This is a genomic window from Leptothoe spongobia TAU-MAC 1115 (assembly GCF_018739885.1).
GTDB classification, from domain to species: domain Bacteria; phylum Cyanobacteriota; class Cyanobacteriia; order Phormidesmidales; family Phormidesmidaceae; genus Leptothoe; species Leptothoe spongobia.
Genome location: NZ_JADOES010000011.1, coordinates 1 through 20,574, shown reverse-complemented (window position 1 = coordinate 20,574; position 20,574 = coordinate 1). Strand labels below are relative to the sequence as shown.

The following is a 20,574-nucleotide window of genomic DNA, read 5'->3' as shown; positions in this document are numbered from 1 at the left end:
TTTCTATAGGTTAAATCGCAAACAGGCGTCTGAGGCCGCTAAAGCCGATGACGATATAACCAATAGCGAGCAGAATGCTACTAAGGGAGATGCGGACGCTTGCCTTGGTTGCTTCGGCGCGGACACGCTTGGTTGCTTCTTCACGGCGGGAGCCAATTTCGGTCTCTAGGCGGGTACGTAGTTCAGAGGCCTGGCCTGTCAGAAATTCGTCCAGAGATTCTGGGCTATCTTCGAACTGACGGATTTGGGCCGCTTGCTCTGCGGTCACATTGCCGCTGGCAACAAGTTGCTCGATTTGTTCTGGATTATTCAGTAAGCTGCCGATGCGATCGCGTTGCTGAGTTACTTCTTGATTTAGCCGCTGTTCCAGCTGGTTAGTAGCTTCAGTGGCTTCGGTCGAAACTTGAGCCAGTGCATCCTTGCTTTGCAGACGCACATTATTCATATGAATTGGAGTTAGAACAGCAAATATTAGACCCAGGATGCAGGCCAAAACACAGGTCCAAAGACGGGCGTCCAACATCAGGTTGCCACTGCCACGTTTGCCACTGACGTAGCTCTCAATCCAAAATCCAGTGAATAGCAGGGCAATCCCAACTAAAGGGACAATGCCACGATCGACCAGCTGGGTGGCTGTGGTGATTTGCCAGGCGCGGTTCAGTAAATCTGGCGGCAATAGCAATACCAGAAAATCCACTAAGGCAGCCAAAATGGTAATACCACCCACTAGCTTTAGGGCCAAAGCAGCAATGGGTGATGGTGCATTGCCTGCCGATTGTGCAGAGGGAGTCATAGGATCTTAACGAAAGGCGACAGCTATTTAATAGTGCCCGACATAGTCACTATTAGGGAAAAAAATCTGGGAAAAACATTCAGTTTTTTTGATGTTTTGCTGTCAGCAAAGAATTACATTCGCCCTTTAGGACGTTGTTTGAAACTCTGTGAACCGCTGTCGCAAAATGTCTGGTCCCCTTGAAGTCCCCAAGCGTGTGGCTCCCGCCTCGATTAGCATGAGGGCTTGTTCGGGGGTGCGGATACCCCCTGATGCCTTGATGCCAATACGTCCACGGGTAATTTCTTTGAGTAGGTGAATATCGTCCACAGTGGCCCCACCATGCCAGCCGGTACTGGTTTTGAGGAACTGCACACCAGCATCCATGCAAATATCAGCGGCTTTCCGTTTCTCGGACTGATCCAGAAGAGCCATTTCCAAAATCGCTTTCACACACTGACCGGTGGATTCAATAATTTGGGCCAATTCTGTATGTACCTGTTCCAGTTGGCCTGCTTTAACCCAGCCGAGGTTGATCACAACATCGAGTTCTGTGGCTCCATTTTCAGTGGCTTCCTGGGCCGCAAAGAGCTTACTGGCTGAGGTGTCTGCTCCGGTGGGAAACCCAATGACAGTGCTTACCGTTGCTTTGCTGTCGTGCAGATTTTCAACGGCGCGTGAGACATGGACTGGGTAAACACAGACACTGGCGAAGCCATAGCGCTGGGTTTCTGCACACCAGTAATCGACTTGCTCTAGGGTGGCTGTGGGTACCAATAAAGAATGATCTATATAGGGCGCAATATCGATGTCGTCACTAGTGTTCATGGGCTTAGCGAAGAAATAGAGGGAAAGACGGTGGCTACGACAGCTAACCGTTGGATACTTTACACGTTTGAAGAGTAGATAAAACGAACTTGATAGATAGGTCTCAATTGCGTAATTTCAGTAAAGTTTAATGAGTACATCCATCAGTGAAGCGGGCATTTTGATTAGAGCGGAATAGCTTATGCATCAATAGTTTTTAGTCTACTCAGGCTAGCATTGCATCATTGCCGAAGGATTGCTCTTATTTTCAGTACATTTTCTTTTTATTCAAAATTTTTATGGCTGAGTTAATAATTTCTGCCATTATTTGTACCCATAATCGTGCTCAGTATTTGGGGGCGGCTATTGATAGTTTATTGGCCCAAACCCTTGAAAATATTGAAGTGATCGTGGTGGATAATGCCTCGACTGATACTACTGCCGAAGTGGTGCAAAAGCGGTTGTCTGATCCTCGGTTACGTTATGTATATGAGGCTACTTTGGGGCTTTCAACAGCTCGTAACACAGGGGCTAATGCTGCTAAGGGCGATATTCTGGCTTACCTTGATGATGATGCGGTCGCCAGTTCTCAATGGTTGGCCTCATTGTTGGAGGTTTATCAGGATAATGACAAAGTTGCGATCGCAGGTGGCAAAGTCACCCTGCTTTGGCCCCCAGGCGTCAATCGACCACCGGCATGGCTTTCTGACGATTTAGCCAGTGGGTTAGGCGCTTATGATCTCGGCGATCAGCTGCAATATATTAAAAATCCCGGTCTTACCCCTCGGGGACTGAACTATTCCCTCCGCAAAACCTTTCTCGACTCAGTCGGCGGCTTTGACGTTAACCTGGGTCGTGTGGGCAAAAACCTGCTATCCAACGAAGAACTCCACATGACTCAGCTCGCCCTCAAACAAGGTTGGCATGTCGTGTATGTCCCTGCTGCCTTAGCCGCTCACAATGTTTCCCCGGCCCGACTTAAGCCCAGTTGGTTCCTCAGTCGGAGTTGGTGGCAAGGCATTAGTGAGTGTTACCGTGAGCAAGTATCGGGTCGCGCTGGGGTTGCCCAACTCCGCTGGGGGGGAGAACGTCTTGTCCGTGGCGTTTATAAGACCGTGAAATACGTCAACGATCCGGCCCAGCGGTTTGAGAATCTTGCCTATGCCTATGGCCAACTCGGGTATTTAGGTAGCGTGCTCCGTTACCTAGTCAAGCCACCAGCTAAGTCATCTGCTATCTAAGCCTTGATGGGCGATTCGCCCAAACACATCCCAGTTGAAACCTTGAGTTTTTACTGGGACAAATAAAGACCCATAAATCTAGATGTAAGTGACGCTTATTTATAACCTCCCTTCTACATCTACCGTTATTCAATTTTCCATTGACTTATGACTGCTGCTACCAAAATCCCAGTTTCGGTACTGATTCCTGCCAAAAATGAGGAGTCCAATTTACCTGCTTGTCTGGAGAGTGTTGCCCAGGCTGACGAGGTATTTGTAGTGGATTCTCACAGTGAGGATCGCTCGGTGGAGATTTCAGAATCCTACGGTGCGCAGGTTGTTCAGTTTGACTTCAATGGGCGCTGGCCCAAGAAAAAGAATTGGTCGCTGGATAACTTGCCATTTCGTAATGAATGGGTGCTGATTGTCGATTGTGATGAGCGCATTACGCCAGAACTGTGGGCCGAGATGGCCGAGGTGATTGCTGCAGATGAAGTAGATGGTTGCTATCTCAACCGTCGAGTTTACTTTCTCGGTAAATGGATTCGTCACGGTGGCAAATATCCTGATTGGAACATGCGCTTCTTTCGCCATGCCAAGGGCCGTTATGAAAATCTAAATACCGAAGAAATCCAAAATACTGGTGATAATGAAGTCCATGAACATGTTGTAATCGAGAGCGGTAAGGTGGGGCATCTCAAGAACGATATGCTCCACATCGACTTTCGCGATCTATTTCACTGGTTGGCTCGTCACAATCGTTATTCCAATTGGGAAGCACGGGTGTATTACAATCTGCTGACCGGTATGGGGGATGACGGCACTATCGGAGCCAATCTGTTTGGTGATTCCGTACAGCGCAAACGTTTTCTCAAAAAAATCTGGGTCCGGCTTCCCTTCAAGCCATTTTTACGCTTTGTTTTGTTCTACTTTATTCGATTGGGTTTTCTAGATGGCTACCCTGGCTATATTTATGGCCGTTTGCTCAGTCAGTATGAATATCAGATTGGCGTCAAACTTTACGAACTCCGGTTTGGTGGCAGCCTCAATCTGGCCGAAAAGGAAGCAGAACCTAAGGAGCCTGCCAAAGCTGCTTTGGTCGGTGATGCTTAATGGCTGACGGTATACCTAAAAGGGCTATCAGCGCTGATTTTTCCAACTATTCAGATTTACCTGCCTGGGCTGAGGCTGCCAACGAGATTGATTTTGGTCCTCCATCCCTGGTGGATTTGAGTCGCTATCATCAGCCAGATTTTGATATTGGTCGGCCTAAATGGTATGTGCTGCTGTGGTGGTTAGTCCAGGCTGTGGTATTTCCGCTCACATTGCATATGGCCCATGGTCCACGCTGTTGGTTACTCAGGCTGTTTGGAGCCAAAATTGGCAAGAACGTGGTGATTCGTCCTTCGGCTCGGTTTACGTATCCTTGGAAAGTTGAGATCGGTGACCACAGCTGGGTGGGAGAGGGGGTTACCTTTTACAGCCTGGCCCCGATTCGGCTGGGTCAGCACTGTGTAGTATCGCAAAAGTCATACCTGTGTACCGGCAGCCACGACTTTAACGATCCTTGTTTTGCCTTGGTTACAGCTCCGATTGTGATCGAAAATGGTGCATGGGTAGCGACAGATTGTTTTGTGGCACCGGGGGTGAGGATTGGGGCAAATGCTGTGATTGGAGCCCGCAGCAGTGTCTTTAAGGACATGCCTGCTCAGCAAATTTGCCTGGGGTCACCCTGCCGTCCCCGGAAGCCTAGGGACATGCGTTAAAGTCCGGGCATCCTGGATGAGGAATCTGTCCTAGCGAAGAGATGACTGATAACTCTTATGAAAAGCTGGAACTCAGTCCTGATAAGAGAGTCAATAAAGAATGGGAGCCATATAAAGTGTCTTGATAACTCAGGATAAACCACGTCCAAGTTGAAACCTGTAGTTTCTCCCACGGTAAAACGACCGTTCTGGACGTGGACAAGGTTTATATGGGACTCATTAGTGTATTTACTTCAATACTTTAGCGAATCATTATCTTAATCAGCGCTGAATCGCTCTCACTGATTAGGAAGAATTGCTTGGTCATGACTACTGTACCGATTCAATAGATGAATCGGATTAATGTTGGGAGAAGGTTTTGTGGTTGAATCCTTAGCTGTGAGTGTTCAAGTTGTAGAGGTATTGCTAGCTGCAGCTTTGGTATTGCCCTGTGCTGTTTTATTTATTGAAGTATTGGTCGCATTTGTTGGGCGAGGTCGGTTGAAACGGCCCCAGGCCTCGTTGGCTAATATACGACGTGCAATTTTAATGCCAGCCCACAATGAGGAAGCTGTGATCCAAGCCACGCTATCCACGCTGACCTCGCAGCTGAAATCCACTGATCGGCTCGTGGTGGTGGCCGATAACTGTACGGATGCAACGGCAGAGATTGCTCGTCAAGCGGGGGCAACCGTGTTGGAGCGGGAGGATGATCAGCAGCGCGGTAAAGGCTATGCCTTAGATTTTGGGATCCGTTATTTGAGTCAGGATGCTCCTGATGTTTTGATGATGGTGGATGCGGATTGTCAGGTGAAGCCGGGATCTATTGATGCGATCGCAAATCTAGCCCTCACCACCAATCGACCTGTACAAGCCACCTACCTATTGGAGCAAAGCCCTAATCCATCTCCTAAGGAAATGGTCTCCACCTTTGCCTTTAAGGTCAAAAATCAAGTGCGGCCTCTGGGACTGCGGATATTGGGTCAACCCTGTTTGTTAACGGGGACAGGTATGGCCTTTCCCTGGGCCACTTTGAAAGAAGTGGATTTAGCCAGTGGCAATATTGTCGAGGATATGAAGCTAGGGCTGGACTTGGCCATTGCTGGACATTCCCCCATTATGTGTCCCAATGCCTTGGTGACCGGTGATCAACCCCAACAAGACTCTACCGCTATGACCCAGCGCACCCGATGGGAGCATGGTCATTTACAAACATTACTCACCTGTGTGCCGCCACTATTGTGGCAAGGTCTAAAGCAGGGCCGTATCGGTCTGATTGCGTTGGCACTGGATCTATGTGTGCCGCCACTGTCGCTGTTGGTGATGCTATGGGTATCAGCTACTGTCGTAATCACAGCGATGACGCTACTATTGGCGACGACCTGGCTCCCTGCCATCACCCTCTACGGTGCTGGTCTGAGTTTATTGGTTGCCATTGGTCTGGCCTGGTCTGGGTTTGCGCGTCAGGATATTTCCCTGGGTAAGTTGCTCTCGATTCCGTTTTACATTCTGTGGAAGATTCCGCTTTACTTTAAGTTTTTGAAGGGGCCTGAGGCTCAGTGGATTCGTACCGATCGTGAAAGCTAATTGACGGTTATCTGGCAGACCTCAAGTCTACACGGCACAATAACTGGTATGGCACCTGTTCTAACGCATTAGGACAGGTGTTTGGCTATTTACTTAGAGGGTGACTGCTTTTTAAAAGCAGTTGGGTTCTATAGATTGCCGGTGATGTTTTGAGTGAGATGCTATGGGGCTACGAGGAGATAAGGGCTTAGCGATCGCAACCTGGATAGCGATTGTAGGCACCCTAGTCGTAAATGCCTTGTCCAATATTTTCCCCATTGATGGAAAGACCGTCGCTGAGGTAGCCAATGGTCCCCTTGCCGGTGTCCTCATCACCCCCGCTAACTATGCTTTTAGTATTTGGGGGGTGATTTATGTCGGGCTGATGATCTACGCCTGGCACCAATCGCGTCCTAAATATCGAGCCCATCTGCTGATCAAACGCATTAACCTCTGTTTGATAGTGGCCTGTGTCGCTCAGATGGTTTGGATTTATCTATTTACGCTGCAGCTTTACTGGTTTTCGGTGGTGGCGATGGTGATGATTTTGTTGTCGCTGATTGCCGCCTATAGTGAATTAGCCGATGGGCAGCACCATCCGGATCGTCGTCGTTATCGAGTCAATGGACCGATTAGTATTTATCTCGCTTGGATCTCAGTGGCGACGGTGGTAAATATTGCATCTGCGCTCTATGCTTCGGGGGCAAAAGAGCTGGGCCTATCGGGGGCGGTGTGGACGGCCATTATGATTGGGGTGGCTAATGTTATTGCCGCCTTGGCCATTGTGCAACGACGCGACTTGCCTTTTGCCTTGGTGTTTATCTGGGCGGATTTGGCCATTGCCCAACGCCATCAGGATGTCCCTGTGATCTGGGTGTCGGCCCTGGCGATGGTGTTGGTCCTGGTGGGACTTTTGGTATCCCGTCGCTATCCCAGGAAAAGTTGGTAGGCAGGGTTGTCGCTTTCTTCCCAATAGCGGTAGCCAAGGGTTTCTAAGAAGGCCTGCCATTCGTCCATTTCCTCGGGCGGAACCTGCATGCCCGCAACGATACGGCCATAGTCGGAGCCGTTATTACGATAGTGAAATAGGCTGATATTCCAGTTGGGGCTCATAGAGCCGACAAACTTCATCAGGGCACCGGGACGTTCTGGAAATTCAAACCGATATAGACGTTCGTTTTTGGCCAGGGCAGATCGGCCGCCGACCATGTGGCGCAGGTGCATCTTGGTGAGTTCGTCGTCGGTGAGGTCGAGGGTTTTGAAGTCGTTGGTTTCGAATAGGTCTTTCATGGCAATGGCATCGTCGCGATCGCAAATTTCCAACCCCACAAAGATATGGGCCTCAGCTTTGTCAGCAATACGATAGTTAAACTCCGTCAGATTACGCTTGCCAATGGTGTCACAGAATCGGTTCAGGCTACCCGGCTGCTCCGGAATTGTGACCGCAAAAATAGCTTCCCGCTGTTCTCCTAGCTCAGCCCGTTCGGCCACAAACCTGAGCCGATCAAAGTTCATATTGGCTCCACAGGCCACAGCTACCAGGGTTTCATCCTTGATACGCGCTTGTTTGACATAGGCTTTGGCACCAGCAATGGCCAGGGCTCCCGCCGGTTCGACGATGGAACGGGTGTCTTCAAACACATCCTTGATAGCAGCGCAGGTATCGTCGGTGCCCACGCGGACAATGTCATCCACATACTGCTGACATAGCCAAAAGGTTTCCTCCCCCACCTGGCTCACCGCCACCCCATCGGCAAACAGCCCCACCTGGGATAGCTTAACCCGATGTCCTAGCTTAAGCGATTGATACATAGCATCAGCATCCTTGGGTTCGACGCCGATAATTTTAATTTCAGGACGCAGACGTTTGACATAGGCGGCAATGCCAGAGATCAGACCGCCGCCGCCGATGGCGACAAAAATGGCATGGATGGGCTGCTGATACTGACGCAAAATCTCCATGCCGATGGTTCCCTGTCCGGCGATCACATCCGGATCATCAAAGGGATGGACAAAGGTCATGTTCTTTTTCTTTTCTAACTGGCGGGCATGGGCATAGGCGTCGTCAAAGGTTTCACCATGGAGCACCACTTCTCCACCACGGGCCTTGACTGCGTTGACCTTTACATCCGGTGTGGTCTCAGGCATGACAATGATGGCACGACTGCCTAGTTTTCGCGCTCCGAGGGCCACTCCCTGGGCATGGTTACCAGCAGAGGCGGCAATGATACCCTGAGCCAGTTTTTCCGGCGGCAGCTGGGCCATTTTGTTGTAGGCTCCCCGTAGCTTAAAGGAGAATACCGACTGCATATCTTCCCGCTTGAGCAGCAGCTTATTTCCCAGACGCTTGGATAGATTTGGCGCAATTTCCAGGGCCGTTTCTTGAGCAACGTCATAGACGCGGGCGTTGAGGATGCGTTTGAGATAATCAGCGTGCATTAGATGGGAAAAGGGATAAAGGAGAAGGGATGGTTGGGATTACAAGCCCTCATGAAAATAGTACATCCCCGGTAGGCTGGGTTGAGCCCTACATTCCCATGGCCTAATTAAGGCATTCCCACTACGAAACTCAACAAATCCACCTATTCCTACTGGTCTAACGATGGCAAGGAGTTGATTATCGAGCAGGTGCGCAAGTAAAGCATTCTGTAACGCTTGCTATTTCAGGAATGGAATGATTTATGATGCCCATAGAAATGGGCTGAAGCAGGCCTAAGTATCCGAATTTGCTCAGTATCTACTAGGAGATGAATGACGCCATGTTGACGGAGCTACAAACGCGAAAACTGTTGAAGTTGTTCTGTATGTATGATGGTGATCATAATGAGTATTTGGTAAAAAAAGATTTTGAAAAGATCGCTGTCAAAATCGCAGAGGTGAAGAACATTGGTTCTCGTTCGCCTAAGGTACTGGCGTTAAAAGAGAGATTTCTTCAGGTGTGGAAGTCTTTGGCCAGCGAAGCGGATGCCAGTGGTGATAAAAAGATTTGTCTGAATGAGTGGCTGGCTTATTACGATGATGTTTTGAGTGATAAGGACAAGTATCTCAAAGAGGTACAGTCATTGATGAAGCTGATCTTTGAGGTGTTTGATGAGAATGGGGATGGGCAGATCAGTCAAGAGGAATGGGCTGAGCTTTTCCTGGTTTACAATGTGCATCCGGCCTATGCGCCGACTGCGTTTGAACAGTTGGATATGAATGGCGATGGGTTTCTGAGTCGGGATGAGATTTTGGTGTTGATTGATGATTTCTTTTGTGGAGATGATGTGAATTCGGTGGCGAATTCAATGTTTGGGCCTTATTGATGCGGTCGTGGGCTGGGTTCGGAGGGAACCAAAACCGGTTGCTTGGGGTCCCTCCGAGTTCCCCTTTCCGGAAGTATTCATGTTATCCCAATTAGGCAAACTGGGGTTTCCATGGCTAGGGCCGGGAGGTCGCCCTAGGACCCAGCCTACTAGGTTGTCCTCAATTGCATTAAATTAAGGGTTACGGCGGGGTCGATTAATCAGGTTATTGCATTGTTGTTTGGCCCACTTTCAAGTAGAGCATGCCTTTCCTAAAATGAGCTTTCAATGCCTTCAGATTTTCTGTCCAGACAATGAAACAGCCCTGCTTAGAGGGAGTTAGGTAATCGCGAATGCTAGTTTCCCAGCCTTCTGTGTACACCGTAGCTTGCGAAGGGGGCGCACTGCCCACCACTGCCTAAAAAATCCTATGGCCTACAGTCAGTTCAAAACGCTTGCCAGTGTAAAAAATGCCTTTGGTCTTGTTACCCAGGAAGGGGTAAGGTTTTTGCCAGCTTTAGATCCGATTGAGCCATCTGCAACGTTGAAAAGTTTTTTGGAGTATAGTCTACCGGTTGCTGTTGCAACGGGTAGTGAGAAAGCGCGTTCGGAGTTGATTATTAGTCCGGTATTGTTAGAGGTGCGCCAGATTCTACACCAGACAATTAGTTTCTTCTCAGGTGAGGATTTTACGGTTGATGAGTCGGTGGGTTTAAATGGTACCTGTGATTTTTTGTTGAGCCGCTCGACGGAGCTGATTGATATTGAGGCTCCAGTATTTATTTTGGTAGAGGCGAAGAAGGCGGATCTGAAGTCTGGGTTGGGACAATGCGCGGCAGAGATGATTGCGGCTCAGCGGTTTAATCAGCAAAGGGAACAGTCGATTTCAACGATTTATGGCTGTGTGAGTAATGGGACGCAGTGGCGGTTTATGCAGCTGCAGGAGCAGTGTTTGACGATTGATCTGAATGATTATCCGTTGCCTCCCGTTGATCAGATTTTGGCATTTTTAGCTTGGATGGCTGAAAATTAGCGATCTTGGACTATGTTGAGCTGACTGAAATCCAACAGGTTGGCCCATCATGCTTTATCATCGATACCTGATGTCAATCAACGGTGTTAATTCGCAGTCTTTTGGGGACGGTTAACTACAGAACGTATTCTTATTGCAAGCTTTGTTTTATGCGTAAATTTGGGCTGTACCATTCGAAAGAGCATCTTAATCGCTATTAAGATATTGAGAACTATTGATAAAGTTAGATAGGGTTTAAATATTGTGAATCGTGATCTAACTAACCTTTTAAATCACACTTAGCGTCGTTTAATACATTGCTTAATATTATTTGATGGTGGTTATGGCCAAGGCTATCCAATGCATCACTCTATTTCAGATTATGCGAGGCATATGCTGGCCTTGCATAAATGCTTTTGCTTTGATGCTTTTTCTGCCAGTCTGTGCAGTCGCATATGAAGATCCTTGCATTTCTTTGCCAGAGCCTCAATCATCTAATCCGGAAATGACACGGCCTAACGTTGTAGTAGTTATACATAAATTTGATGACCATTGGCCAGCAATTCGAGAATGTTTTCCTAGTGCTTCAATTCGTGAATCTGGCCTTGGATACTATATTTATGTAGCTTCATTTGTTAGTCACAGAAACGCTAGAAATCTTGTCAACACCCTTGACGAAATACTTGATGTTCATAATGCACGTGTACTACATCGCAATCAATTGTAGTCCACTGTGACCAATACGATTAAGAGTAAGCATCTCCTATTGACTAGTGCTTGTCATATTATGCATTCGTACGACATGCTTCTAGTTCACTTATGCCAAAAGATATGTTTGTTTTTATTCTTTTAGCGTGACTTCAAAATCTCGGGTGTAAATTGGCTATTGTTATTTTTTAGCATCTCAATCCAGTCCTGTATTTTAGCTTTATCATCTGCATTGGTCGTGCGTGCAATAGCTACTTCGAAATCAGCTATTGCAGCCTCAGTTTTATCAGTAAGAGCATAGGCTAGCCCGCGATTGCGTATGTTGCTGTATCTAAATGGTACTCTTTCAACGGCAGCCTCGCAGGCAAATAATACATCTTGAGCTTGGCCTTTTAAACTTCCTTGATAACAGAGTCTTTCCCATGATTCTTCAACTTCCCAAATAGTTTGTTCTAAAGCAGGTTCAAGAGAATTTATAGCATAGAAACTTTGAATGGCTGGCTGAATTTTTCCCTCTTCAAGAAATTGTATGCTCTCTCTAAAATCTAAAATTTTTTTCAATCTTGATGTAGGAGAGAAATGAAAGCGATTATCCCACTCCTGAGCTTTCTGGTACCACTTTAAGGCAAGACTTTGAGACTTCCCTTGAAGTAAATAATTGTCAGCCTGAGCTATCAGTTCAGGTGAAGCGACTCTGAGCCAATCAGGATGATATGCTTGGCAAGCATTTAGGTCTAAGAGTAAATCAGGCGATTGTCTAAGAATATATGTTTCAATCCAGTCGCAGCCTTTATTTATCAAGTTATCGAGCTGAAAGTTCCACATCCTAATAGTGTTGTCGTCACTAGCACTAGCAAGGGTGTAGCCATCGGGGCTGAAAGCTACACTCCAAACACTATCACTATGGCCTTCGAGGGTAGTCAATTCCTCCCCATCTATACTACTCCATAGTTTGACAGTGTTGTCGTCACTAGCACTAGCAAGGGTGTAGCCATCAGGACTGAAGGCTACACTCAAAACCGGAGCATCATGACCTTTGAGAGTTTTTAGGTTTTCTCCATCTATGTTCCATAGTTTAACAGTGTTGTCGTCACTAGCACTAGCAAGGGTGTAGCCATTAGGACTGAAGACTACACTCCAAACACTATCACTATGGCCTTCGAGGGTAGTCAATTCCTCCCCATCTATACTACTCCATAGTTTAACAGTGTTGTCGTCACTAGCACTGGCAAGGGTATGGCCATCAGGACTGAAGGCTACACTCAAAACCGGAGCATCATGACCTTTGAGAGTTTTTAGGTTTTCTCCATCTATGTTCCATAGTTTAACAGTGTTGTCGTCACTAGCACTAGCAAGGGTGTAACCATCAGGACTGAAGGCTACACCCCAAACTGGGGCATCATGGACTTTGAAGGTTTTTAGGTTTTCTCCATTTCTGCTCCATAGCTTAATAGTCTTGTCAGAACTGGACGATGCAATAGTCTCACCATCAGGACTAAAGGCTGCACTTAGAACACTTTCGCTATGGTCTTTAAGAATACCTAGAGTTTTTCCATCCTTATCCCATAGTTTGATAGTTCTATCGTCACTGGCGCTGACGATAGTCTCACCATCAGGACTAAAAATCACGCTCCAAATAGGCGCATTATGGCCTTTAAATAATTTTAAGTCTTCTCTATTATCTTTATTAGTTTCCCATAGCTTAATAGTGCTGTCAGAACTAGCGCTAGCAAAAATCTCATCTTTAGGGCTAAAAGCTACACTTCGAACCGTAGCGCTATGGCCTTTGAGAGTTTTTACGTTTTCTCCATCTATGTTCCATAGCTTGATAGTATTGTCAGAACTAGCACTAAGAATGGTCTGACCATCAAGGCTAAAGGCCGCATCCCAGACTGAAGCGCTATGGCCTTTGAGGGTTTTTACGTTTTCTCCATCCATATTCCATAGCTTGACGGTTTTGTCATTGCTGGCACTAGCAATGGTCTGGCCATCAGGACTGAAGGCTACACTCAAAACTATAGCGCTATGCTCTTTGAGGGTTTCTACGTTTTCTCCATCCATATTCCATAGCTTGACGGTTCTGTCATTGCTGGCACTAGCAATAGTTTGGCCATCAGGGCTGAAGGCTACACTCCAAACTGGACCATCATGACCTTTGAGAGTTTTTAGGTTTTTTCCATCTATGTTCCAGAGTTTAATTGTTTTGTCCTTACTGGCACTGGCAATAGTCTGACCATCAGGACTGAAAGCCACATTTCTGACGGAGCCATTATGGCCTTCAAGAGTTTTTAAGTTTTCTCCATCTATGTTCCAGAGCTTAATCGTATTATCATCGCTTGTAGTGACGATGGTTTTGCCATCAGGGCTAAAGGCTATACTCCAGACTGGACCATCATGGCCTTCAAGAGTTTTGAAGTCTTCTCCACTTTTGTTCCAGAGTTTAACTGTGTTGTCCTTACTGGCACTAGCAATAGTCTGACCATCAGGGCTGAAAGTTACACTTCTGACAGGACCATTATGGCCTAGCAAGCGTTCTCTTTCTTGGACATTATATACTACCTTTCGTATAGCTGCTAAGGCACGAAATTGATTGGTAGTTTGCGAATGTGATTGTAAATCTTGACCAACTCGTAGTGCTGTAACCACTGCATCTCGCTCAAAACCTCCATCAAGAAATGCCTCCATAGCAAAGCTGCTTGCTAAAAGATTAGCTTCGGTTTCTCCTTTAATAGCTCGTCTTCGCTGTACCCAAGCTATACCACCGGAACAAATTGCGAGTAAGGCAATTGCTGCCAATCCTGCTGCTGCTCGCTGTGCGATTTTCCGCTGTCGTCGTTCTGCCTCTAACCGTTTCTTCTGTTCCTCAATTTGTCGCTTTTCTGCTGTCACCCGCTTCTTCTGCTCTTCTTCAATCCGTGCAATCAATGGCTGCTGAAATGACCGAATCAACGTTGCCAAATAATCATGTACCAGCTGATACCGCTCTTCCGGTGCTTCCGGCACCTCAGTCACCAACCCCGACTCCGTCAAAATCTTCAGAATCAGCGACAACAGATCTCGATCCCAATCAGTCTGATTCGTTATTGTTTTCAAATCACTAGCCAAATCAGACTTTGTCTTTAACGGTCGTGTCCCTTTCTCATTCGTCAGCAAATACAGCACCATCTCCGCCAAATCTTGATGCTTCTGGGAACCACACTCATCCACAATATCCCGTACATATTTCTGCACCAACAGCTCCTTCGTCGGTAGCTCAGGATCTCCCCAGTTGTAATAACCCTCCGGTGTTATAATCCCCTCCGCCTGTAGCTGTGCCCCGATAATCTGTAACTCAATGGGACGAACCTCCCCAGCCCCAGCAGCTAGATCATTAACTACCTTTTCCACCAGTTCCTGCTCAGGCTTATAAGGCGTAGGATAGGTCAGGTCATTGAAGATTGTTTTGGTCTCATCCGGCTTAAAGTTGCCAAGATAGTAAAGCCATTTTTTATCCAGAATATTGTTGTCAACGATATCCAGATTAGTCAGTCTGTCACATCCCAACAGATAGTGAATATAATCCTCCCTAAGTGACAACACCACCTTCACATAGGGCATACCCAAGCAAGTACCCAAAAAATCATAAAAAGCCCGTCGTTCAGCCGTCTGTTCAAATTCAAAAAAGAACTCCTCAAACTGATCAAACACCAACACCATGACCTGGTTTTTCTGAGTATGGTGTTTCAATCGACGTAATACTTTCTCCGGTAGAGCTGTATTTTCAGGCGATGAATCTTTGTCTTCGTCTAGAAGATCCTGTGGATAATTGAAAATATTTGATCGATAGGCCGATATCCCAGACTCCAGCTCCGTTAACAGCTGTACCAAATCCTCTACCCAGTTTCGATATCGTCGCAGATAGACCGGCACCACCCGCCGAGTTTCGATCCGTTCCTGCTCTAAGGCAGGCATCAATCCCGCTTCTATCAACGAACTTTTCCCCACCCCAGAGGGACCATAGACAATAGTCAGCACATACTCATCCTGCGACAGCCGCTTCACCAGCTTCTGCACATCCTGCTTCCGACCAGAGGCAACAATGGCATCCTTACGATTGTCCTCAGTGGGTAATGCCGGATTTGCAATTTGTTGTTTCGGCTGCAATCGCCCAGCCCCAACAAACGCACGGTAGTTAAACCGACTATCAATCGCATCTCGCTGACGGCGAGTCTCAAACGCAGGCAGATATAACCCCTGCTGAAAATAACACCGTTGTAACTGGGCCAGAATTAAGCTGTACAGCTTAGGATCATAGTCCGGCTGGGAAATACGGCGTGCCTGTTCTAACGTCTCCGTCGCGGCATCAATATCCTGTTGCTGAAACTGAGCTTTCCCTAGGGAGAATAAATACCAACCACGGTGAAAACTATTAATCCAGTTATAAAAGTCAGCATCTTGCTTACTTTTCTCTGTAACGTCAGCTGATTGGATTAATGCTAATGCCGTTTCCGCATGCTGTTGTCCCGTAGCCCAATCTTCCCTAGCCAGGGCAACTTCAGCTAAGAATCCCTCGGCCCGAGCTACCCGAAATGGGTGGTTCAGTTGCTGATGCCAGGCTCTGGCCTTAGTTGCCACAGTTTCTAATTCTGGCCATCGTTCTAGGCGATGAAGTGATTCGGCTAAGTAGTTAATATATCTAGCAGCTAGGATTTCCCCCTTAGATAATGTTTCTACAGAGGCGGTTTCCTCCCCTATAGCCCTCCGGGCATGCGCTAAAGGCGTAGTAGAAGGGGAGGTGCCGAAGGCGGAGGGGTTCTGATCGCTAGTGCTAGATTCCAATAACCCCCTGTCGGTCCCCCTTCGTAAGGGGGACACAAGATCCTGGTCAGGACTCAAAGGTTCTAAATTCTCACTGTTTACATTCTCCGCACTAGACTCCTCAATCCCCTCAAGTGTCTCGATCGCCGCTGCAAAGTACTTTCGTGCCTCGCCAAACGCCAGCTCAAAGTCAGGTCGATGTCGCTCAGCATGGTTGCGCCACCATAGTCCTAAGTAAAACTGGACATGCCCCATTTTCTCCTGCCACTTGGGCTCATCGTTTTCTCCAAGGACCAGAGTTTTCCATGTCTCTAAACTATAAGCATAGTGCTCACGGGCTGCAGCCTCATTGTTATTGGCAATGCGCCCGCGCACAAATTCTAAATTAGCAGCCTGATCAGGGGGCAGCTGGAAATCTTGTTTAGCCAGGACAGCCAGACTGGTTTCTAACTCGCGATAGTTGGCTGAATTCGCTGTCAGCCCCAGTTCCTGAGTCGTTAGAAAACGATTTTCCTGGGATTGGGTGACCTGCTGCCATACATGTTCAATCAGTTCATCGATAAATGATAGAAAGAATGATGATGGTGTTTCAAACGTAATCGGATTTGCCCAAGTGTAAAAGTCTGGCGCGGTACGGATCAGATGCTTTTGGTCATTATCTGTGAGCCATAGCACCAGCGGAAAGGTAAACTCACGAAACTCCTCGCGAATCTGATTGGTGGCCGTTAGCAGTTGTTCTGGATCTTCGACTTCACTGAGGCCATAGACCATTAGAGCCTCAGGCGGAGTTTTTGCAGCGTCTTTGATGTAAGCATTGACTGTGGTGAAGAGTGTGCTGGCAGTGGGAGCCAGAGTGATTTCATCGAAGGGAATAGAGCATTGTTGTCGTAGCTCTTTAACTAGTTCCTGGCGATGACGAGTCGAGTTACACACTGCCAGGATCAAGGTAAACTCCCCTTGAGAAAATCGCAGCAAGCGGCAGAGTTCGTCTAACGCTTCTTGGTTATGGGGGGATGTCTCCTCAGCCATTGGACTTTAGTTCCTCAGCATCAAGTAAGACTGGGTTGAGCGCAAACCAGGTTTGACCGGCATTTCGGTATTCAAACACAAATAGACTGCGCAATAAAGCCTGATATTCCCCTTCCCCCCGCACGGTTTTGGTACGATGCACCTCCCGCAGCAAATCCCATTCTTCAAAGTCAATGGCCTTGGTCAAATCACTTAGCCGGAGACTAATGACTCGGTCCAGCAACTCGCCCGTAAAGGGGGGATCGGCCTTCTTGAGGCAGTAGTTGATTAACACTAGCAAGTTTCGTACATGGCCACCGCTGGCAAGACATAACCGGTCCAGGGTTTCTATCGAATCAAACAGCTCGCCTACCTTAGCCAGGCGTTCCTCCGTAGAGAGTTCTGGAAAGGCCCGAGCTAGCAGCATTTGTCGTAGGGAATCGATGCCTGCTTTGCAGGGACTACCATCTCGGTTTTGGGTACGCACCATGGGTAATACCTGGGGGGCACTGCCAAAGCGATTGGTCAGATTTTCCTGCTCGTTAGAAAAGGACAGCACCAGCGGCACGGTATACACCACATGGCACCGCAGCTTTTTCAGCTGGTCGCCCCGGTCGACAAATAGATATTCTGGCTGACGACGACCCTGGCCCCTGGGTTTATTGTCAATCCGGTCCAGGTTATCCACGATTACCACCAGCCCAGCCTTACCCTGATCGAGTAACTGCTGATTTGCCGTGTCGATCAACTCGCGATTAATCACGTCTAGGATGGAGTTAATCCGAGGTTCTAGATGCTGCCGTAGTAGGGAGCGGACATCTTTACTATCCTTGGCTTTAGTGGTTAGCTCACCAATGCCAAAGGCGAGGGAATAGTTACCATCTTCAGCACTTAGGCCCACCTCATCGGCTACCTTTAATCCACCCACCTCAGGGATTTTTACCTTTAACCCCGTCACCTCGGAGTTGAGTAAATCAGCAGCACTCTTGAGCAGGGTTTGAAACTTATTGGGAGCAAGACGTAGACGGGCGTCTTCTAGACTTTTGCTGACCTGTTTAGCAATGGCTAGCAAAATGTCGCTAATGTCCACGTCTCCCATATCCAGGTCATCGGTGGATTCAAAGTAGACCACATGGTAGCCGTCATCCTCTAGCTCCTGGCGCAGGCGGGATAGCTCGGTGGACTTGCCACAGCCAATATGGCCCGTAAATAACTGACAGGTGGGCTCCCGGTCCGAAAAGGTAATGGTGCGCTTGAGTTCTCGTACTAGATCGCTACCCCGCACTGCTGAGAAGTCGATGTAGTACTTGCCATCGTCGGGGGATATCAGATTCAGCGTTTTGCTAGGGTTACACGCTCGGAAAAATCGACCCAGATTTACTCCCATCTATTTTGCTCCCCGTTCGTGTTCAATACTGACCGATGCTGCCATGCATTAGACTATGGCGCATTTTTCCTGGACTACCCACCCACTGTTGAGAAATTTAAAGGCTGTAGTGGTCACACAGGTCTGGCTGCAATCACTAACATAAAGTTGCCATTTGCTACTTCTCCTGGAAATCTATGGAAATCAAGCAGTTGATTACTGATGCATTGCAATTGCCGACCAATGCGAACTGACAAGTCAGCGCTGGCGCTATCGCATACCACGTCAGCCAATCCCTCACCCAGCTATACCCAGACCGCGAAATGGTTGAAGGCAGCGAATGCGCCTTTGACCTAGAAGCCTATGCCCGCGATGGTCAGTGCAGCATCAGCCTCAAACAGGTGTTCCACAACCATGTGCCCAGCCATTGGGACGGCAAACATGAGCGGACCTATCAGCAGGCTGAAAATGCCCGATTTGAAGTCAGCTGGCAGGACCATACCCTGGATATTCTGCTCATGACCTGGAGAGAAGGATGGCAAACCGTTCACTACCAATGGATTCTGACGGATACCTTTTCCTTAGCCGATAGCTTCTTTGCCGCCGTTTGCGATTGGAATTCAGACGTTCGTGATGAGCTGTTAGTCTTTGAAGATGGCTACTGGTCCAAGAGCCCCAGCCTCTTTAAGGAGATTAAGTCAGCCACCTTCGATAATTTGGTGCTCAGCGGTAACCTAAAAGAAGATATCAGAACAGATTTACAAGACTTCTTTGCCGCCCGTGCCACCTATGGCGAATATGGTGTGCCCTGGAAACGTGGGGTATTGTTGATTGGCCCTCCCGGCAATGGTAAAACCCATACCGTCAAAGCAGTGGTGAACCTATTGGAGCAACCCTGTCTTTATGTCAAAAGCTTCAAGGCCGAACATGGCCCAGAGAGTAGCAACATTAAAACAGTGTTTCAACGGGCCAGGCAAGCGGCTCCCTGTTTACTCATCTTAGAAGATTTAGATTCTCTAGTAGATGACGAAAATCGCTCGTTCTTTTTGAATGAACTAGATGGGTTTGCCGCCAACGATGGCATTGTCACCATTGCCACCACAAACCACCCTGAAAAGTTGGACGTGGCTATTCTAGAACGCCCCAGCCGCTTTGACCGCAAGTATTACTTTGCATTACCGGCCTTAACAGAACGGGATACCTACATTCGCCAGTGGAACAAAAAGCTACGTCCTGAGATGCACCTGACAGACACTGCCATGGAGACTCTGGCTAAGGAGACCGAGGGCTTCTCGTTTGCCTATCTGCGGGAGTTGCTATTGGCCATGATGGTGCGATGGATGCATCAGCAAACCTCTGGTGCCATGCCCCTAATCGCATCAGAACAATTAGCATTACTCAAAACCCAAATGAAAAGCCTCGAAACAGTTTAATTGCCCCACCCTTGCTCCAGGCAGAGCCTGGGAGCAAGGCAACGTGGCTCTGCCACCAAAAATCGCAGTTGCGATGAGTTGGCATCCATTTAAATGAACCATCATAATTGAGTCAAATACTCATATCTTCTCGCTATGACGGTCCAAGTCACCTTACAACTGCCAGACCATCTGGTAGAACATGCCAAACAGTTGGGTACGGCCACTCAACGTGACCTTAATACCGTTTTAACTGATTCCTTAGAAATGCTGTGGCTGCCCCTTAATACCACTATAGGGGCCACCACTTCTCAGACTCAATCTGTTGATACCCTGCCTGATAAAGACTTGCTGGCACTTGCTTCTATCAAGATGGACCCAATTCAACATCAACGTTTGGGTGAGCTACAGGCTATGGGGAAAACGCGTGAGCTAACGTTACCAGAACGTTACGAACTAGTAGCACTATTCCAAATTTATCAACTGGGCTTACTGCATAAATCTGAGGCCCTAGCAGAAGCTGTTAAACGTGGCATCCAGGTATCTCTTTCGCAATGAGTAGTCTGTCCGACGGCATCCGTCAACAGGTACGACAACGGGCTAGAAATCGCTGTGAATATTGTTTGAGTCATCAAGATTACACCATGGGATGGCTACAGATTGATCATATTCAGCCAGTTGCACGAGGAGGTATGGACGAGTTGGAAAATCTCTGCCTTGCGTGCGAATTGTGTAATCAATACAAATGGACTCAGACTGAGGCTCTAGACCCAGACAGCGGCAAGATAATTCCACTATTCAACACGACTTGGAAGGTTAGGTCGTTCGACTATCTGGGACAATAGTTAGCACCGTTGCTGGAAAATACCGATGCATT

The 20,574-nt window shown here is 47.8% G+C and carries 15 protein-coding genes; 10 read left to right on the top strand and 5 right to left on the bottom strand.

Going from position 1 to position 20,574, the window contains the following annotated elements; all coding sequences use genetic code 11:
* Positions 1 to 10 precede the first annotated feature (10 nt).
* The gene (hpsJ-B, locus tag IXB50_RS07745) at positions 11 to 793 is read right to left on the bottom strand and encodes a hormogonium polysaccharide biosynthesis protein HpsJ (RefSeq protein ID WP_215608388.1); all 783 of its coding nucleotides are present in this window, start codon (positions 791 to 793) and stop codon (positions 11 to 13) included.
* Between the two features lie 126 nt (positions 794 to 919).
* Positions 920 to 1,600 (bottom strand): deoxyribose-phosphate aldolase, encoded by a 681-nt coding sequence (gene deoC, locus IXB50_RS07740; protein WP_215608387.1) that lies wholly within the window; start codon positions 1,598 to 1,600, stop codon positions 920 to 922.
* A 278-nt stretch (positions 1,601 to 1,878) separates the two neighbouring features.
* Between deoC and IXB50_RS07735 the strand changes: the two genes are divergently transcribed.
* The 5 genes from IXB50_RS07735 to IXB50_RS07715 all read left to right on the top strand — a co-directional run bounded on the left by IXB50_RS07735 (position 1,879) and on the right by IXB50_RS07715 (position 7,059).
* Positions 1,879 to 2,820: a glycosyltransferase family 2 protein gene (locus IXB50_RS07735; protein WP_215608386.1), complete on the top strand. Its 942-nt coding sequence runs from the start codon at positions 1,879 to 1,881 to the stop codon at positions 2,818 to 2,820.
* A gap of 147 nt (positions 2,821 to 2,967) precedes the next feature.
* Positions 2,968 to 3,912, top strand: coding sequence for a glycosyltransferase family 2 protein (locus IXB50_RS07730; protein ID WP_215608385.1), 945 nt, complete (start codon positions 2,968 to 2,970; stop codon positions 3,910 to 3,912).
* A complete protein-coding gene (gene hpsU / locus IXB50_RS07725; protein WP_215608384.1) occupies positions 3,912 to 4,565 on the top strand; it encodes a hormogonium polysaccharide biosynthesis acetyltransferase HpsU in 654 nt (217 codons plus the stop codon). Before IXB50_RS07730 ends, hpsU begins: the two co-directional genes overlap by 1 nt.
* 360 nt (positions 4,566 to 4,925) lie before the next feature.
* Positions 4,926 to 6,131, top strand: coding sequence for a glycosyltransferase family 2 protein (locus IXB50_RS07720; RefSeq protein ID WP_326520747.1), 1,206 nt, complete (start codon positions 4,926 to 4,928; stop codon positions 6,129 to 6,131).
* 163 nt (positions 6,132 to 6,294) lie between these two features.
* Entirely contained in the window at positions 6,295 to 7,059 is a 765-nt protein-coding gene (locus IXB50_RS07715; RefSeq protein ID WP_215608382.1) for a tryptophan-rich sensory protein, read from the top strand.
* On the opposite strand, the gene ilvA is transcribed toward IXB50_RS07715, so the two are convergent.
* A complete protein-coding gene (ilvA, locus tag IXB50_RS07710; protein WP_215608381.1) occupies positions 7,038 to 8,549 on the bottom strand; it encodes a threonine ammonia-lyase, biosynthetic in 1,512 nt (503 codons plus the stop codon). The two genes, IXB50_RS07715 and ilvA, sit on opposite strands and share 22 nt — an antisense overlap.
* A gap of 320 nt (positions 8,550 to 8,869) precedes the next feature.
* Between ilvA and IXB50_RS07705 the strand changes: the two genes are divergently transcribed.
* Together IXB50_RS07705 and IXB50_RS07700 are read left to right on the top strand one after the other, a co-directional pair.
* Positions 8,870 to 9,415 carry an EF-hand domain-containing protein gene (locus tag IXB50_RS07705; protein ID WP_215608380.1) on the top strand — a complete coding sequence of 182 codons (546 nt, stop codon included), beginning with the start codon at positions 8,870 to 8,872 and terminating at the stop codon, positions 9,413 to 9,415.
* A 409-nt stretch (positions 9,416 to 9,824) separates the two neighbouring features.
* Positions 9,825 to 10,427, top strand: a complete 603-nt coding sequence (locus IXB50_RS07700) for a hypothetical protein (RefSeq protein WP_215608379.1) — start codon at positions 9,825 to 9,827, stop codon at positions 10,425 to 10,427.
* 828 nt (positions 10,428 to 11,255) lie between these two features.
* Here the strand turns inward: IXB50_RS07700 and IXB50_RS07695 are convergent.
* On the bottom strand, positions 11,256 to 16,940 hold the full coding sequence (locus IXB50_RS07695; RefSeq protein WP_215608378.1) for an NACHT and WD repeat domain-containing protein: 5,685 nt from the start codon (positions 16,938 to 16,940) through the stop codon (positions 11,256 to 11,258).
* Complete coding sequence (locus IXB50_RS07690) at positions 16,933 to 18,306, bottom strand: P-loop NTPase family protein (RefSeq protein WP_215608377.1); 1,374 nt, start codon at positions 18,304 to 18,306, stop codon at positions 16,933 to 16,935. The genes IXB50_RS07695 and IXB50_RS07690 overlap by 8 nt, the downstream gene beginning before the upstream one ends.
* 302 nt (positions 18,307 to 18,608) lie before the next feature.
* Between IXB50_RS07690 and IXB50_RS07685 the strand changes: the two genes are divergently transcribed.
* The 3 genes from IXB50_RS07685 (at position 18,609) to IXB50_RS07675 (ending at position 20,542) form a co-directional block, all read left to right on the top strand.
* Complete coding sequence (locus IXB50_RS07685) at positions 18,609 to 19,718, top strand: AAA family ATPase (RefSeq protein ID WP_215608376.1); 1,110 nt, start codon at positions 18,609 to 18,611, stop codon at positions 19,716 to 19,718.
* A 135-nt stretch (positions 19,719 to 19,853) separates the two neighbouring features.
* On the top strand, positions 19,854 to 20,255 hold the full coding sequence (locus IXB50_RS07680; protein ID WP_215608375.1) for a hypothetical protein: 402 nt from the start codon (positions 19,854 to 19,856) through the stop codon (positions 20,253 to 20,255).
* On the top strand, positions 20,252 to 20,542 hold the full coding sequence (locus IXB50_RS07675; RefSeq protein ID WP_215608374.1) for an HNH endonuclease: 291 nt from the start codon (positions 20,252 to 20,254) through the stop codon (positions 20,540 to 20,542). The genes IXB50_RS07680 and IXB50_RS07675 overlap by 4 nt, the downstream gene beginning before the upstream one ends.
* Positions 20,543 to 20,574 lie beyond the last annotated feature (32 nt).

Excerpts from the sequence above, each read along its gene's own strand:
- IXB50_RS07715 (WP_215608382.1), top strand. The coding sequence starts at position 6,295 with ATGGGGCTACGAGGAGATAAGGGCTTAGCGATCGCAACCTGGATAGCG.
- IXB50_RS07700 (WP_215608379.1), top strand. The coding sequence starts at position 9,825 with ATGGCCTACAGTCAGTTCAAAACGCTTGCCAGTGTAAAAAATGCCTTT.
- IXB50_RS07690 (WP_215608377.1), bottom strand. The coding sequence starts at position 18,306 with ATGGGAGTAAATCTGGGTCGATTTTTCCGAGCGTGTAACCCTAGCAAA.
- IXB50_RS07680 (WP_215608375.1), top strand. The coding sequence starts at position 19,854 with ATGACGGTCCAAGTCACCTTACAACTGCCAGACCATCTGGTAGAACAT.
- IXB50_RS07735 (WP_215608386.1), top strand. The coding sequence starts at position 1,879 with ATGGCTGAGTTAATAATTTCTGCCATTATTTGTACCCATAATCGTGCT.
- IXB50_RS07705 (WP_215608380.1), top strand. The coding sequence starts at position 8,870 with ATGTTGACGGAGCTACAAACGCGAAAACTGTTGAAGTTGTTCTGTATG.
- IXB50_RS07675 (WP_215608374.1), top strand. The coding sequence starts at position 20,252 with ATGAGTAGTCTGTCCGACGGCATCCGTCAACAGGTACGACAACGGGCT.
- IXB50_RS07685 (WP_215608376.1), top strand. The coding sequence starts at position 18,609 with ATGGTTGAAGGCAGCGAATGCGCCTTTGACCTAGAAGCCTATGCCCGC.
- deoC (WP_215608387.1), bottom strand. The coding sequence starts at position 1,600 with ATGAACACTAGTGACGACATCGATATTGCGCCCTATATAGATCATTCT.
- ilvA (WP_215608381.1), bottom strand. The coding sequence starts at position 8,549 with ATGCACGCTGATTATCTCAAACGCATCCTCAACGCCCGCGTCTATGAC.
- IXB50_RS07695 (WP_215608378.1), bottom strand. The coding sequence starts at position 16,940 with ATGGCTGAGGAGACATCCCCCCATAACCAAGAAGCGTTAGACGAACTC.
- IXB50_RS07730 (WP_215608385.1), top strand. The coding sequence starts at position 2,968 with ATGACTGCTGCTACCAAAATCCCAGTTTCGGTACTGATTCCTGCCAAA.
- hpsU (WP_215608384.1), top strand. The coding sequence starts at position 3,912 with ATGGCTGACGGTATACCTAAAAGGGCTATCAGCGCTGATTTTTCCAAC.
- hpsJ-B (WP_215608388.1), bottom strand. The coding sequence starts at position 793 with ATGACTCCCTCTGCACAATCGGCAGGCAATGCACCATCACCCATTGCT.